The 16,010-nt window shown below is 57.8% G+C and carries 10 protein-coding genes; all 10 read right to left on the bottom strand.

What is annotated here, in order from left to right; translation table 11 throughout:
- Positions 1-461 precede the first annotated feature (461 nt).
- The 10 genes from Mal15_RS07985 to Mal15_RS07940 all read right to left on the bottom strand — a co-directional run bounded on the left by Mal15_RS07985 (position 462) and on the right by Mal15_RS07940 (position 15,981).
- Positions 462-8,756: a tetratricopeptide repeat protein gene (locus tag Mal15_RS07985; protein ID WP_167546677.1), complete on the bottom strand. Its 8,295-nt coding sequence runs from the start codon at positions 8,754-8,756 to the stop codon at positions 462-464.
- 198 nt (positions 8,757-8,954) lie between these two features.
- The gene (locus Mal15_RS07980) at positions 8,955-9,443 is read right to left on the bottom strand and encodes a DUF1269 domain-containing protein (protein ID WP_147867276.1); all 489 of its coding nucleotides are present in this window, start codon (positions 9,441-9,443) and stop codon (positions 8,955-8,957) included.
- Positions 9,444-9,482: 39 nt separating this feature from the next.
- Positions 9,483-10,271 carry an SDR family oxidoreductase gene (locus Mal15_RS07975; RefSeq protein WP_147867275.1) on the bottom strand — a complete coding sequence of 263 codons (789 nt, stop codon included), beginning with the start codon at positions 10,269-10,271 and terminating at the stop codon, positions 9,483-9,485.
- 11 nt (positions 10,272-10,282) lie between these two features.
- Positions 10,283-10,924 (bottom strand): hypothetical protein, encoded by a 642-nt coding sequence (locus Mal15_RS07970; protein WP_147867274.1) that lies wholly within the window; start codon positions 10,922-10,924, stop codon positions 10,283-10,285.
- Positions 10,925-11,001: 77 nt separating this feature from the next.
- Complete coding sequence (locus Mal15_RS07965) at positions 11,002-12,228, bottom strand: hypothetical protein (protein ID WP_147867273.1); 1,227 nt, start codon at positions 12,226-12,228, stop codon at positions 11,002-11,004.
- Positions 12,229-12,388: 160 nt separating this feature from the next.
- On the bottom strand, positions 12,389-12,739 hold the full coding sequence (locus Mal15_RS07960; protein WP_147867272.1) for a hypothetical protein: 351 nt from the start codon (positions 12,737-12,739) through the stop codon (positions 12,389-12,391).
- Positions 12,739-13,371, bottom strand: a complete 633-nt coding sequence (locus Mal15_RS07955) for a vitamin K epoxide reductase family protein (protein WP_147867271.1) — start codon at positions 13,369-13,371, stop codon at positions 12,739-12,741. Before Mal15_RS07955 ends, Mal15_RS07960 begins: the two co-directional genes overlap by 1 nt.
- Complete coding sequence (locus Mal15_RS07950) at positions 13,371-14,435, bottom strand: NAD-dependent epimerase/dehydratase family protein (protein WP_147867270.1); 1,065 nt, start codon at positions 14,433-14,435, stop codon at positions 13,371-13,373. Before Mal15_RS07950 ends, Mal15_RS07955 begins: the two co-directional genes overlap by 1 nt.
- A gap of 105 nt (positions 14,436-14,540) precedes the next feature.
- Positions 14,541-15,629, bottom strand: coding sequence for an AI-2E family transporter (locus tag Mal15_RS07945; RefSeq protein WP_167546676.1), 1,089 nt, complete (start codon positions 15,627-15,629; stop codon positions 14,541-14,543).
- Complete coding sequence (locus tag Mal15_RS07940) at positions 15,622-15,981, bottom strand: hypothetical protein (protein WP_147867268.1); 360 nt, start codon at positions 15,979-15,981, stop codon at positions 15,622-15,624. Before Mal15_RS07940 ends, Mal15_RS07945 begins: the two co-directional genes overlap by 8 nt.
- Between the last annotated feature and the right edge of the window lie 29 nt (positions 15,982-16,010).

The raw sequence follows: 16,010 nt of genomic DNA, 5'->3' as shown, positions 1-16,010 counted from the left end.
GCGACCAAAGTTCACCGAGACGGTCGACAATTCGTTGCGACCATGGCCCAATCGCAGCGTCACCGCGATCGTGGTGAGGGACAACCGCCACACGCCGAGGGTGATTCCACGCAGGACAGCCCCTCAAGGAGGCGGTCGCGCGTTTTTTATACTCGGAGATACAAGACGTGGACGCGTTTCACTCCCCTTGTCAGGAAGCTTGCTTTGAGGTGGTGTGTTCGGGCAGGAGGTCTGGAGGAACCGAAAAAGCCCACGGATAGCAGCGCGAACCCACGGATGTGATGCGGATTGGGATCCGTGGGTTCGCGCTGCTATCCGTGGGCAATCAACCTCCTTGTGATTCTGGGCAGCCAGAGACAGTTGCAAAAACACCTTAGAATCAAAGACCTGGAAACCGAACGTCCTCGGCAATCGAGGGATCACCGTCGAAGGACGGTGACCTTTGACGTCTCTATGCCCGCCTAATACGCCTCTTTGGTCTGAATGCCCTCGCGGCGGTTGTTCATCAGGCCTTCGATGTTCAATCGTTGTTCCTGTTGGAAAAGGCCGTTCTGATTGAACAGGTTGTCCAACAGCGGCTTGCCGGCTTTGCCAGGTGCCCCCGCGGCAGCGGCGTCGCCATCGGCTTGCCCCGGTGCAGGCATTCCGAAGGGATCTTCGGCCTGATTCGGCGAGGAACTCGGAATCTGCCCGCGAACATTCTGCAGCACGACCGAGCCGCGATGGAACGCGTATTGATTGTCTTCACTGACCGCGATCACCGTGCTCTTCCCCCGGATCGCGTCGGCGACGAACAGCCCACGAAGATCGGTCTGTCCGGAAACGAATTCGTCATTGGCCGAACCGATCACTTTGACATGCACGTCACCCAAGAACGCATCCTTCGTCCTGTCCTTCACATTCACGCGGACGCGCCCAGACACGGGATCTTCGTCCACGGTCAATGCCAAGGGGCTGACGACCATCAAACCGGAGCTGTACAGGTTTTCCGAACGCGCCACCACCAGGTATGCGCCCTGTTCGTCCAGCGGAAGTGAGAGCTTCGTTTCCCGATCGCGAAAGTCCTTGCCGTCGCCCAGTGGTATCGTTTCTTGGTGATACGGCTTGATCCCTGCCAGGTTGATCGCGGTGATCCGGTCCAGATTTCGCTGCGTCAATCCGAACTTCATCAAATCGATGCGATACACTTTGACCAAGACGTCCGTGACGTTTCGATGCTTCAGCAACAGCTCGCACTTGTCCTTGGGCACGAGTGTCGTGACATCGGGCAAAGAAACCGATTTGCGACTGAAGAACTCGATCGCTTCGGCGGCATCTTTGAAACGCTCGCTCACTTTCGCATACTCGTCGATCGCCTTGGCGGCCTGGCCCAGGCTGTGATGGATTTGCCCCATGATGTAGACGGCTTCCCATTTGTTGTCCGCGTGACGCGTGACTCCGCTATCGGGATCGGTAAACGTCGTCTCGGCGACTTTTCGACACATCTCGAGTGCCCGTTGATGGTCCTGGAGCTCAAAGTAACAGAATCCGATCATGTACCAGAACGAATCCAGCAGCCGGCTGCTGGGATATCGATCGGCATATTGTCGCCCACGTTTGATCGCCAGATTGTATTGCTCCAGGTCGATCAAAGCGGTCGCCAGTGCGAAACTGGCTTGATCGCCGGACGGGTCTTCGGGCCAGTTGGTCAGAAAATCATCGAGCATGCGAATCGAATTGTCGATCAAATCGACGCGAGTGATTCCCGCATCGACCAGTTTTTCGTCTTCCGCAACCGACTCGGCGCGACGATAAACCTCTTGTGATAGTGCGTAGCTGGCGGTCGCGACGTAGGATTCGGCGGGGTAATCTCGCAACAGCGACTCCATCGTCTGGACACTCCGAACGAATTCTCCGCGGGCATTCAAGAACCCGGCGACCTGATTTTCTTTCTCGAAACTCGCTTGAACGATCGCCCGATAAACCAGGTAGCTGCGTTCGTATTCGGCGATCTCGCGATACGAAAGGGCGACGTTCAGAATCTCCTGGAACGACAATTCGACATCGGGAAACCGCTCTTTGATGATTTCAAAGAACGGCACGATGTCAGCGTGGCGGTCCAAGTGGGTCGCCGCTCGGAACAGCAACAACACAGTCTCCTTGAACGGCTCCGGGTGAAGTTGCCAATCGGCGTGAAGCTGATGAAGGAAATCAAAGGCCTTTTGATAATCTCCTTTGGCATAATATGCCTTGCCGAGTTCAAACAGCTCGTCGGGTGTCAGCGTGTAGGGGTCACTGGACTCGGTTCCCACGGGTAATACGCGCATTGATCCGGGGTCGCTAACGGCGATTTCAGAAGGCTTGTAATAGCTGGCCAATACGGCGGGGGCCATGCGATAGCTGCCTGGCAAGTAGCCGGCCAACGCGTAGCGAATGTCGCCTGGCGTTTTTGAATCACCGATGTAGAACGTGATCGCCCCGGGCGTGATTTCATAGCGATCGTAAACCCCGCTGATGGTGTCTTCCAAGATCGCGCAGCCCGCCGGGATCGGTTCGATCAACATCAAGTAGTTCCGCAACGGTCGCGAATTTTGGTAGCGTGTCCGCGGGGTGAGTGTGACCAGGGTACGATCGCCCGCGGCAAGTTCGGTCAATTTGTTCGGCTTCCACGGATAGCCGCCGTCGACCACGCGATGTCCGCGGGGCACCAATCGACCGTCGATTCGCATCTGATCGGGTTCGTAACGTCGCTGGACAGACCAGTCTTTCGTCGTGCTGGCGATCGAATCGGCATCGGAGAACCCTGTCAGCACGGCGCTGTAGGAAAACTCCCCGCGACCCTGCAACTCGAATTCGATTCTTTGCTGATCTTCGGTCAGCAATGCTTGCGGCACGTTGATTCGGCGGCTCTCCGCGCCAGGTTCCAACGTCAATGTTTCGAGTTCATCACCGTTGACGTAGATCTTCACCGTGATCTTTTCTTGGGTCGGTGGCATTTCACCGAAGTGGGCCGAAAGTGCGGCGATCGCCGGGCCGTTGTCGGATTCCACCGGCCAGCGTGATCCGACTCGGGCTGCCAAAAGACGTTCGGCAAGTTTCGCCCGCAGGTCGCCGCGCAATTGCATCCGCTGCAGCGCGATCAATTGCAGTGCCGTGACTTCGACTGACGTGCTGCCGACTGTTGACCGCAGCTCAGACGTCTCGGACTTGATCACAGGAATGAGCTCCGCGGCCATCTCGTTGTGATGAAGCGACGTGAGAGCCAACATCAGCTGGACCAAGCCGTAGGCGTCCAATCGATTGCGTTCACGATACAGCCGGTTGGCCAAGGCGAAATCACCGGATCCGCATTCGGCGATTGCCGCCAGCAGGACGGCTTGGCGATTCAAGTCGGGATCGTCGGCAAAGGCTTTCTTCAAGAACGCGACGCCGGATTCGAACTGGCGTTCTGGGACGGCAAACCCAGCTCGGCGGGCTTCGGCGAGCGCCCACATCGACCGTGCCGTGCTGATCGGATCGGGCGGTCCAGTCACGTCGCCGCCCAAACTCCAACTGCCATCGTCCCGCTGGGAAGCGACCAGCGTGCTGACCGCAGCGGCGATCTGCTGGCTGACCCGAACGGCTTGGGGCGTGTCCCGCTGTGCAGATCTGCGAATCGACTTCAGAACGGCAATGCCGCCCATGCAGTCGGCAGCACTTCGATCCAACAAACTGGTCGGGAAACACCGGAGCGGCACAAAGGACTCGGCGCGAAGCAAGCTGTCCAACAACGTCTGATGAATCTGACCACCGATCATCAGCTCCAAACTTTGGCCGCGTGACTTCTGATCGGGATCCAACTGAACGATCGCCAGCGTATTCTGTGACGCCGTGCCACTGGCCGTTTGATACACCGGGTAGCCATAGGGCAATACTTCCGCGACCGAAACGTAACGGTCGGGATCAACGCCGTCGCTTTGCACGATCAATTCGAATTGCACGCGATCCGCCTGGACGACCTCCACGGGAAACGTGAGCGTTTCGATGCCGGCGTCCTTGACTTCGATTCTTTGCCGCTGTTCCAACGACTGATCCCCCATGGTCGATTTCAGCGTCACGTTGACCGTGCGTGGACCATCGAGCGAGTTGTGCACTTCGGCAGTGATGTCAGCCTTGTCGCCGACGGTCAGCGCCAGCGGCGCTCGGAGTTGTCCGAACAGATCTTTTCGCGTGACCAAGTCGACCGCGTCCGACCCGGCGAGTGCATCGATGCTGATCGCGTCGGCACGAAGCGTCCACGCCGTCGAATCCGCGGGCATCGTGATTTCGATCTCGGCTTTTCCTTCGGCATCGGTCGCGACGACTGGATCCCAGAATCCGGTTTCACCGCTGAGCGCTTCGGCGAACATCTGCACGCCGTCGGTACTGGCCAACTGAACGACTTCGTCGTCGCTCATTCCGTTGACCACCAACCATCGGCCATCGGCCGTCAAGCCATTGATGGTGATGTCGCGCCGTTGCAGCGATTGGCTGTCGATGCGCCCCGAGGCCTTGATAGATTTGGCAAGGTTTTCGCTCCAGGGCGCCGGAGGCGGAACACGATGCATCGTTTGGGCGTATTGTGCGGCAGATCGACCGTCACGACCATTGCGAGCTTTATGGAAGAACATGTGCTGCAACGATGAATCAAATCCTCGGGTTGCCCCTGGGTCCAGCGCTTGTTGTCCTCGCGCCTGTAGATCACGAAGCTGGTCGATCGTGCCGTTGCCATCGACGTCGAAGTTGGTACCAAAGGTTTGACCGAATCGGGCGACTCCGGCATATCCGAAAGCGCCCGATCGCGCGCCACTGTTGGGTTCGTCCTCCACAATCAAATCGCCTGCAATGCGTGCGTATTCGAAATCAGCCGCGTCGTTGGCGAACAAGTCGGCGACCGCGTCCGCTTCGGCCGACCGCCTTGACCTGCGTTCCGATTCAACGAGCAGGGCCTGATTGATCGATCGTGTTTGTGTGGCGTAGCTGAATTGACAACTGGACGTTTGTCGCATCCGTCGCTGGCGGAGCCCGCTGGTAAACGCCTGCACAATTCCACCTGGGGCTGGGCCGCGCGCGTCTGGGCCGAATCGTTCGAGTAAACTGGACCGGACCATTGACAACGTCAATTCTGCGGCGACGGGGCGACCGCCGGAATCGGTGACTTCGATTCCCAGCTTGACGCGTTCGGTCGGAGCAAGGCTTGTGACTGATGGAGTGAGTTTGAGCTGCAGCCCCTTGTTGACCACGAAACCGCTAAGGGCGTGGTGAAGTTTGCCGGGTTGCATCACACTGGCCGACAGGAAGAAATTGGGGGCCAGATCGGCATCGATCGGAACTTCGATCGAGTTTTCTCCTTGTTTCAGATCCACCAAACGGTGCCCCAATACCGATGCGCCATCAAAGGTAATCAGAGCGAGCGTGGGAGCCTCGCGCCAGTGCAGGCGGACGGTGGCCGTGTCACCAACGCGATAATGATGCTGATTCGCCAAGACCCGCAATCGCGTGGTGTCATCGTCACCGGAAAGGTGCAGACGCGTTTGCCCGCTGATCGAGTTGCCGAAGCGATCCTCGGCGGTCGCACGCACGATGTAGGATCCGCCGCGATCGATCTGGATCGTCTGTGTGACCTTGCCCGTTGCCGGATCGGTGGTGACGTCGAATGTCTCCGTCAGCCGTTCGCCCCAGTTACCGGATCGACTTCGCCGGGCGTGAGCATGATCATTCGCCTGGGTGACTTCAAAGACCTCCAACTTGACCGGGGTTCCAACCGGGGTGCCCGCCGGGTCAATGACATCAACATTCACGTCGAATGTTTCACCGGCAAGGAAAACGGAACGGGCGGTTGAAACGTTGACGTTGAAACCTCGTGTCGCCAAAAACACCGTCCGCGAACCGCTGACGTTCCGCTGTGGACAATCAACGCGGATCCCGACTGCCTGGGATTCGCTAAAACGGCGAGTCGGGAAACGAAGCTCCACTGTGCCGTCGGCATTCGTGGTCGCGGATTGGACATCGCCGTCTGTGCCGATGGAATACTGGATCTCGACGTTGGGCAGCGGAGCACCGTAGTGATACGCCAAGGAAACCGTCGCCTTGATTTCGTCACCGCGAAAGTAGACGTCTTCGTCCGTATCAATCGTCAATTGAACCGGCTCCAATTTGAATTGCTTGACCAGGAATTGCGATTCAAATGACAGTTCGGATTGTTGTGGTGTCGCACGGCGATGCAGGTGCACGCGGTAGTTTCCGGCAACCGCGTTGGGTGGCAACATCATGTTGGTCGACAGAGCACCGACGGCGTTCAGCGTCAGCTTTTCCGTTTTCAGCATTCTGCCGCGGGCATCATAAACATCCAACACAAACACTTCGCCAGGGCGAAACGCAAATCGGTCTTGATCGACCCAGCGCACGATGCCCTTTAAATGGACCAACTCACCGGGTCGATAGACCGGACGATCCGTAAACAGGTGTCCGGTGGGCACGAGCCCGACGGCGAAATCCAGGCCGTTCAAGTTCGTCACGGTCGACGCGACATGTCCCTCGCCGACGGCAAACACGCGCAGATCCTTGATGTCTCTCAGCCGACGCGATTGCGAACGCACGATCCCTTCATTGTCGGTCAAGCGTTCCTCGAACACCGACGAACCGTCACTGACCAGGATGCTGACACCCTGGGCCGGCTTTCCGGTCCGCATGTTTTGGGCGAACAGAAACAACTCATTCCGAGACGATTTGACCAGGATGTCCAAGTCGCTGACGACCACCATCGTCGTCGCTTCCATCTTGTCGCTGCTGACGGTCACCGCGGTGACGCCGGGTCCGTCGATCGGGATCGTGACCTCCTGTTCGATCCGCTTGAAGGGTTCGTAGTCAACAACGGTGTGCTGGAATTGTTCGTCTGGATCGATCAATGCGATGTCCAGCTTTTCGACTCCGGTGGCCAGATGCATCTTGCGAAAGTAGTCCGTCATGTCGATCGTGTAGGCCGCGACGGAGACGTTTTCCAAGTTCCGCGTCGTGAGCAGGATCTGGGCTTTCTCGTCACTGCGAAACTTGCGTTGGGTCATGACCTGCAACTCGGGGCTTGTCAGACGGGTGATGCGTCGCTTGGCGACCGATTCGCTCGCCCCTTGGACTTTCCGGTAAGACTCCAGTGCTTCTTTGCGGCGTCCGAGTTGATCTTCCAAGGTGATGCCGATTCGCAACGAGGCCAACGAAGCCTGATCGGTCCCAGGGTATTTTTCGACTAATCGCTGCCAATCGGCGATCGCGTCTTCAAACCGTTCACGGCAGGTCTGATCGAGCCGAATCTCCGTTTCCGAGCGGCCTTGTTGGATCGCGACGTCGATGCGTTGCTGATGCCGCGCCAACGCGTCGCGATAATTCATTTCGCCGAATTGCAACAAAATATCCGGCGCCCTTGGATCCAACGGATACTTGTTCAGAAACGTTTGCCACAACGAGCGTGCGACCGAGTAATTCTTTTCCTTACGTGCATGGTCGGCTGCGGCAAACTCCGCTTTGATGATGTTTTGCTGAACCTCCGGCCACTGTGAATCGGTGGGATGTTGCTCCAAGAATTCCTTCCAAGCTTCGATCGCCTTGTCGAACTCGTTTTGGGCCAGATACGACTGACCGAGCATTCGCCGCGCGACGGCCAACTGGTCCGATCCGCGATACTTCGGGTTGGCAATCAGACTCTCCAACCGGTCCACCGCTTGCAGGTTGCGGCGACGTGATTCGAATCCTTGCGCGATTTCCAACTGGGCTTTCGGAGCGAGTTTGTGATCGGGATAGGCGGCAAGAAATTGTTCAGCCTGCGTCACGCCGAGTTCCAAGTCACCATCGCTTGCCGGGGCGGGAATTCCGTACGTGTGCGCCAATCGGTACTTGGCATCGGCCAAGCGGTCGGCCAGCACCGTGTTCGTGTCACCGCGGCGCTCGTTTTTGGAAAGAAAGTCCTGCCAAGTGCGTCGCGCGGCGGAATGTTGATTGTTTTTCAGTTGGCATAAACCCAATCGATACATCGCATCCGATCGTAATTCGATCGACGCGGACGTACCCGATTTCGGTTTTTCATCCCCGTGGTCGTTGAGAAACTGCTGGTACGCTTGGATCGCCTCGTCAAGCTGATTCAACTCTTCGATGCAACGTGCCACACGGAATTCAATTTGTTGCTGTCGGCGAATGGTCGGGCCGAGCTTTTTTGCTTCGCGATAGTACTCCAACGCCTGCGAAAAATCGGGCTGCTTGACTTTGGCAGGATCGTTGGAGGGAACGCCCTCGAAAAACCGATCGGCGAACTCGAGATAGATTTTGGCGAGTTCGTTTTTTCTGCCGCGTGAGAGCAATCGCTCCGCCTCGGCCCGATAGATCTCCCCGGCGACGTTATATTGGCGGTCCGCCACCGCAACGGCCGCACGTCCGAACCGCGACCGGCTGATCCAGTCGCTACCCGGATATTTTTGCTCTAGTTCCAAGTATGCCGCGACAGCATCATCACGTCGGTCCAAATGCGACAGCGCGAGCGCCTTCAAATAGAGCAGGTAATCCGAGTCGGCTGTGTCGTCCGTTTGCAACTCCGATTCGATTGCTTTGATCGCGTCTTGGTACCTGCGATCTTGCATGGCGTCGTGCACCACTACCGGGATGTTCACCACACCGGTAACGGCCGGACGACCCGCCGATTCGCCGGGACGCTCCGGTTCGGCCGTGAATCCGACCGCCCCGAAAAAGCTCCAGAAGACTGAAGCCAAGAACATTCCACACCATCCATTCGCACCAAATCGAGCCATCTGTCGATCTCCGGAGTAGCAAGCCCAGCGGGGCTGGATCGAAACCAACCGCCGCAACCGAGGAGGATTCTCATCACTCTAACGAATGACGCTCCGAGATCGAATCAATTAGGTGTAAAGCAACTGTAAAAAGAATCTCAGTGGTGTGGATGGGGCGAGGCGATGCTAGCGATCATACATCTCCAGCGAATCGGGTCCGGTCGTTTTCAATATTTGCTCGGCTCCTTTCAGACGAAGGTCGTTGGTTGTCACAATCAACAACATGGCCCCGTCGCGGACTTTGGCTTCGTAGCTTGCCGCGACTTCGTCATCGACGCCCCAGCTTTTGACGGTTCCTACCAACCCACCCCCGACTGCACCGGCAGCCATCCCCAAAAGTGGCCCTGCCACGAGCAGCGGTCCGATCAAAGTCATGGTCCCCAGAGCGGCGCCTAGCGTGCCGCCGGCGATCGTCCCAGCCGCCGCCGCTTTCTCTCCTGACATTGATGTCGGCGTTTTGTCTTCGGCTTCCTCGATTTCCGCCAAACGACTATCGTCGGCGTGTTTTACGATCGAAACCTCGTCTTGGGTGTAATGTGCTTTCTCAAGTACCTCGATTGCAATCTGAAAATCTCGCTCATTGGTGTACTCGGCAATCAGGCAATTCTGGTCCATCGCTCAGGTCCTCTACTTGTGGTGGGTTGTTTTGTCTCGTTACTGGATCAGCGACTGGCCGCCATCGATCCAGATGGGGGTTCCGGTGACATGATCGGCCAAGTCGCTCATCAAGAATGCGGTCAGCCGGGCGACCTGGTCGGGCGTGCCGAAATCTCCGCCGGTCAGCGGAATTTTTCCCTCGGGAAAAATCACGGGAGTTTCGATTTGCTCCAAACCCTCGCGATTCGTCTTCTCGTGGATGTTGGATTCGATCGCTCCGGGACAGATCACGTTCACGCGAATTTTGGATGGAGCAAGTTCGAGCGCGAGCATCTTGGCGAACGCAAATTGGCCTGCCTTGCTTGCCGCGTAGGCCGACGCTCCCTCGTTGCTGAAGGTACGCGTTCCGTTAATCGATGCCATGATGACGATGCTTCCCCTGCCGGCCCGCTTCAAATGCGGGACACAATGGTGGACCGCCAGAAAAGTCCCCGTGAGATTGACATCGATCGTTTTTTGCCACTCGTCCGGCGTGAGCTCTTCTACGGGGGCCCAGGTGCCGTTGATTCCCGCATTGGCAACCAATCCGTCGATCCGTCCGTGACGCTTGATGGTCTGCTGCACCGCATCGGCAACTTGATCGCTCTGTGTAACATCTGCTCGGACCCACGATGCGGCCCCGCCGGCGGCCTGAATCGAGTCGACCACGGATTGCATCTCCTTTTCGTCGCGACTGGCGATCACGACTTTCGCCCCGCATCGCGCCAGTCCATGCGCGATGCCTTCTCCGATGCCCTCGCTACCGCCTGTCACGACGATGACTTGGCCGTCAAGTTCGATTTTCATCATCCGCTCCGTTAGTAATCGACGCGTTCGCCGGCCCCGTTGAATCGAGCCTCGTAGTCGATTTGGCGCAGGTAGCTTTTCAGTGCCGTCAGCTCTTGAGGATCCAGTTTGTCCTTGATTGAATCAACCGCTTCACGAATCAGATTCACCATGCGATGCACCTTGGCGTAGTCCATCCGGCGATAAACCTCACCGGGGCTGGCGCGTTTGGCGAGTGACTCTTCGATCGGCTTACGGTACGGCTGGAGCGCGTCGTGATCGAGTGGCCGAGGCCAATAGAGTTCACCGGTTTGTGTGTCGATCTGGTTTTCTTTCAAGCGGTCCGGAGCCATGCGTTTTCCGATTTCACGCCGTTGCTCCTCGGACAACACGTTGCGTTGTTCTTCCAGTTCCTCGTCGCGCAACTCCCGCAGTTCGTAATACTGCTCGACACGTTCCTTTCGGTTTTCCAGCCGGAGTGAAATCGCTTCTTGAAGCTGTTCGGCCGAGAGCGATCGCAAGTACGCCCCTTTCCCCAGCCCGCGTGCGAGATCGCCGGTCGCGTCCAGGACATCGCCGGCTGGGGTGGAGGCTTCGTCATCATCGAACAGCCCATCATCGGCTGTTGCGGCGTTTACAAGAAAGATCAACAAAAGGCAGGATGCAAATCGCATGGTTTTCTCTCCGGGAGTTGGGGGCAGTCGGTGGAACCGTGAACGTGGCTCCTACCGAACAAGTGGTTCGACGCGAATTAGTCGGCGATCGATTGAAGCACCTTGACGAGCTCCGGGTTGCTGCTCGCATCGGCGGCAGCTGCAGCGTCAATTTTCAATTTCGAAAACGCTTCATCGGCCCGTTGATACAGATTGTCTCGCGTGGTGTGCTCGGACCAAATCGCCTGGTTGACGTTGATGTGAAACTGCACCCAGTTGGCGTCATGCTGATGCGGAGCCTTCCCGGTGGTGTAACGCCGCATGTCCACGGTGCGTGCTTGACGCCGACTCGTCGTCGATTCGGCTTGGTCGCCCGACTCACGTTGCATCGCTGCAATGAGTTCGTCCTCGCCGTCGATGACTCGCGCCGGATCGTTCAGGTCAATCTCGTCGTCACCATCGCTCAGATCGACACTTTCACGATTCGTAAATTTAGTACCGGCCGGGTTATTCACGTCATAGTCGGCATCCGGGTCGTAGTCGTCGCGGTCGTAAATGGAGTCCTTGGAATATGGCATGGTCGCAGATCGGGTCTGGACCTCGCGTTCGCTGATATAGCCGGCGACTGGACCGCTGACTGCGCGACGCCCGGCGGCCGCAGCGATCGCAGCCTCCACTCCGTCTTCGACTGCATCGGCACGATTCCGCGCCTCTGTCGCGGTTTCATCGATGTAATCGTCCACGCGATACTGGTCGATGTCCAATCGGGCTTCGTCGCCGGTGCGTTCATCGTCGAGCCCTGGATCGTCGGCGCCAGCGGGTGACTCGGTGTCAAAACGCTTCAGACGCGGATCACGGGCAGGCGTTTCCCGTTTCGCCTGCTGATCACGTTGCGAGGAAGGCGTCTCTGAATCGCTGGCAGGGCGTCCGAGCGAATCGGCCACCGCGGCACCGACCGCCTCGGGTGTTGGTAATGCATCCCCTGCCGCAGAGTTTGCCGTTTTACCGTTGGAACGCTTGACCTGTTTCCATCCGAACGCTTCCAGCTCGTTGATGATCCGCGCCGACTGATCGGCGATCGACCGATAGCGTTGCACGTCGTCGGGAGAATCACTGCGTTTGGCTGCCTCGGCCGCAAGCTTGTTGGCAAGACTGGCATCACTCCAAACCAATCCGGCTAACGCCCAGTCGCTGATTTCATTGACCGTCCCGTCAGGAACGGCATCGTTTGCCTGTCGGGGTTCGGCGGCTCGAGTCGTGACGGTGACTGCCATCGCCAAACTTAGGCTGCCGATGGAGAGTAGAAGTGAACGCGGGATTGTCATTGGACTTGTGATGGATTGAAGAGGGGCTGATGTCGGCAAACCGTGAAACGATTCGAAGAAGCGGCATGCCATGTTGGATTGACAGCGTTGCAATCGGCGCGCCAAACGGTCCGCCGGTTCGCATCAAGGCCATCGTCCAATCGCGGCCAATACAGCGCCTCTATTGCACTTCAGCCCGATGCTCCATCCACCCTGATGGTGGTTGCGACGCGTTGTTGGGGATCACGGCGATCATCAGCAGGAACAGCCCGACCACGATGTGGTTTTGATGCACGGGCGTCGGCGGCAGTACGGCCAATCGCCCCCAGAGGACCAATCCCACCGCGACGACCAGGATCAACAAGTGCGCCCGGCGTGTCGGTGGCCAATAGGACAACCCCGACAGGACCCAAATCAACAGCGCCACGCCAAGGTCCGACCACAGCACGATGCCGTCGGACGCCGCGTCAAAGATAAAGGGGCTGGCGGCAAGCCAAACCGCGGTCATGATTTCGACGACACGTCCCCACATCAGTTTGCACTCCGGGAAAGTAACGTTTCGGCGGCGTGGTCCAGCGGAGCGCTGCGGTAACCCCAAAAGGCTTCCCACAAGATCCGCCGGTCACGGTTCTGTTTCCAGACGATCCACAAGTAGGTCAGCGAAACGCGGACTTCGTCCCAAGCCCAGTAAACCAAAATCAACGAAATCGCCGCCGTGACCAAACACAGAAAACACCACGACCCGACGATAAAGGCTTGGATCAAGACCAACACGACACTGACAATTCCCAACGGAATCACATCGATTCCGAACAAGACCACCATCCAGGGCCGATACTGCCACCGACGCGTCGACCCGGCCAGGCCCAGAATCGCATCCCCCAGATATGCCAACACACCCAAGGCGGCATCATGAATGCCGAGGATCCCGTACATTCGCTGCGCGGTAGGGGACTTGAGCACCTTGCCGGTGCCGTCGCCGAAGACAGGATCCCATGCCGATTCGATCAGCCCCCACTGAAATAGTGACAGGTGAGTGGAGATGGCTGCGGCGACGAAGGCGAGGATGCAAATCGGAATGCGTTGCGACCACGCCGAGGGGTTATGGTCGTAGGGCGGGACGTTGCGATTCAGTTCATCGACCGGCATCACTGCATTTGACATCACATTTCACCCTGCAAGCCGTTATTGCGATACCATTGATCAGGGTTTTGCTTTAACCGGTCGATGATGATCGGCAACTGATCAATCAGACGATACTTTGGTTCCCAATCGATCAACGCTTTAGCCCGAGAGATATCGAGAGCGTAATGGTCGTCGGCCATCGGCACCATGAACGGTTTGATAAACGCTTCGCCGGAAGAGAGCGTGTTGGTGACAGCGGCACCGACCTTTGCGAGCGGCTTCGGCACACAAAGCGTTGTCCAATCCTTTCCGTGGATCCGCTGACCGATGGCCTCTTGCAGCGTTTCGTAGGAGGGTGGGTCGGGCTCGCCGATTAAGATGGCCGTTTTTGCGTTGATGCGTTCACGGTGCTGTACGGTGGCGACGATCGCGCTGACCGCATCGTCCAGGTGCACGGCCGACTGTCCGGTTGACGTATCGCCCGGGAAAAAGTGACTTTGCAAATCCTTTTCGTAGATCCGTTTGATCTGCTGGACGATTGTCGGTTGACGCCCGTTGTCGGTGTAGACGCCCGCGATCCGCAAGAACACAGAACGCACGTCGGGATGCCCCTCGCGGATCAGACGCTCGGTTTCGATCTTGCTTTTCGGATAAGGCCACTTCGCCAACAGCGGATCGTCTTCCGAGATGTGCCGCCCGGGCTCGCAAGGTTGATGCACCAACATCGTACTGGCGAAGATGAATTGACCGAGATCAAACTCCGACAGCGCGTTGAGCAACCGGTCGGTTCCGTTGACCGTGACTTCGTCGTACGCATCACTGTCCTCGCCGGAGAAATCGTAGTAGGCCGCCAGGTGAACGACACTGGCGAGCTTTTCTCCGGCGCGACGACGCACCTCTGCAACCGCACCACGGACATTGTCATAGCGGGTGATGTCACATTCGACATCATGAACGTGTGCACGGTTCTTCGGCGGCTCGGGCAACCCGACGCGATCAAACCCGAACACTTCGTAGCCGCGATCGGCCAATTCGTTGCACACCGGCCGGCCGAGCAATCCCGAGCTTCCGGTCACGATGACGACAGGACGTGGTGTAGACATGAATGACTCCAATAATGAGGAATGTGTCACCTTCCCCGTTTCCCAGTCCGCAAAGCACATGCCAATGGTCGACGGTGTCAAGCGATTGTTGGAAACTGAAGAGGACTAGCTGGCGACTTGACCGTGACTGGCAACCCGGTCCCGAGCGATGTTCAACAGCGCGTAGAAGAACGCGGCAATCATCGGACCGACGAAGATGCCCCACAGGCCCATCAGCTTGAGGGCGCCCAGCACGGTCACCAATGCGATCAATGGGTGCAGTTTGGCTTGGTTTCCGATCACGTACGCGCGAACCAAATTGTCCGCGGTCGAAATGATCGCGGCCCCGTAGATCAGCAAACCAATTCCAGCCCCGTAGCGTCCGTCCAATAGCAGCCACGAAGCGACCGAAACCCAGACGATGGCTGATCCGAAAAACGGGATGAACGAGGAGAACATCGTCAGCACGATCAGCAGCCAGGCGTTGGGAACCCCTAGGACCGCGAATGCGATGCCTGCCAGAGTTGCTTGGGCAAGGCCGGCGACGATCGTTCCGGCCACGACGCCACGGCAGACCGATTGAAAACGATCGGTCAATCGCTCCTCTTCCCGGTTTTCCAGCGGCAGCATCCGGTGCAGTTCACGCAGAAACACATCGCGATCAGCAAGAAAGTAGTAAAGGGAGAGCATCATGACGCCAAAGCTGACGCCGAAGGCAAAAACGTCGGAAAGCAGGCCGCGTGTTTTCGTATACAGTTCTGCCGTGACACCGTCGACGATGCGTGAGAATGCTCGGCGCACTTGATCGCGTTGCTCCTTCGGCAGCCGGCTCCTTAGTTCGTCGATCACGCTGCCGACGCGGGTTTCCTGGACAAGATCAATCGCGGCCTCGGGCTCCGCCCCAGAGGACACTTCGAATCGGTCGGCGATCTCTGCCCCGGTTCGCATGACCTGGGTGCCGGCCATGATTAGCGTGACACAGATCGGCAGCAGGACGGCAACCGTGACCAGCACCGCCGTCAATCCGGCCGCGATCCGATCATGGCCGGCAATGCGATCGGTCAACCACTGGTGCAACGGAGCGAACAACACCGTCAGCACCAGCGCAATAAAGATCGCCAGGATGAACGGCTGAACCACGCGGAAGAACAGCATCCCAACAAATGCTGTTGATCCGACAAGGACCCAGAACGCAAACTGATAACGATCAGGCATTGCCCGCGGAGCTGATGTTGGCCGCTTTGGGCGGCGACTTGTCATCGGGCTGCCGCGACTCCCAGCTTTTCAGTTCGTCAAACTTGGATTGCAGTTGCTCCGTCATGCTCGAAAGCGCCCCTCCGCGATGCATCGCGGGGTCTCGACACAGATCCTTGACGCGGTGTTCGATGTCGACCTGCAGCGTCTTGTCGCTGCGACGAGCATAGCCGCTCATCAGTAGTGCCCTCAACAGATCATCGACGGTTGAGTCCTCGGGCAATGTTCGTGGTGAATCACCTTTAAGTTGCTCGCAACAGATCGAAGCGAGTTTGTCGAGCTGTTCTTCGATTTGCGGATTTGTATCGTTCATGTGTCATCGAGTAGAGAAAGGAACTCCAT

The organism is Stieleria maiorica, from assembly GCF_008035925.1.
Taxonomy (GTDB): domain Bacteria; phylum Planctomycetota; class Planctomycetia; order Pirellulales; family Pirellulaceae; genus Stieleria; species Stieleria maiorica.
Note: the sequence above shows the minus strand (reverse complement) of the source record. Positions and strands in the feature narration are given on the sequence as shown.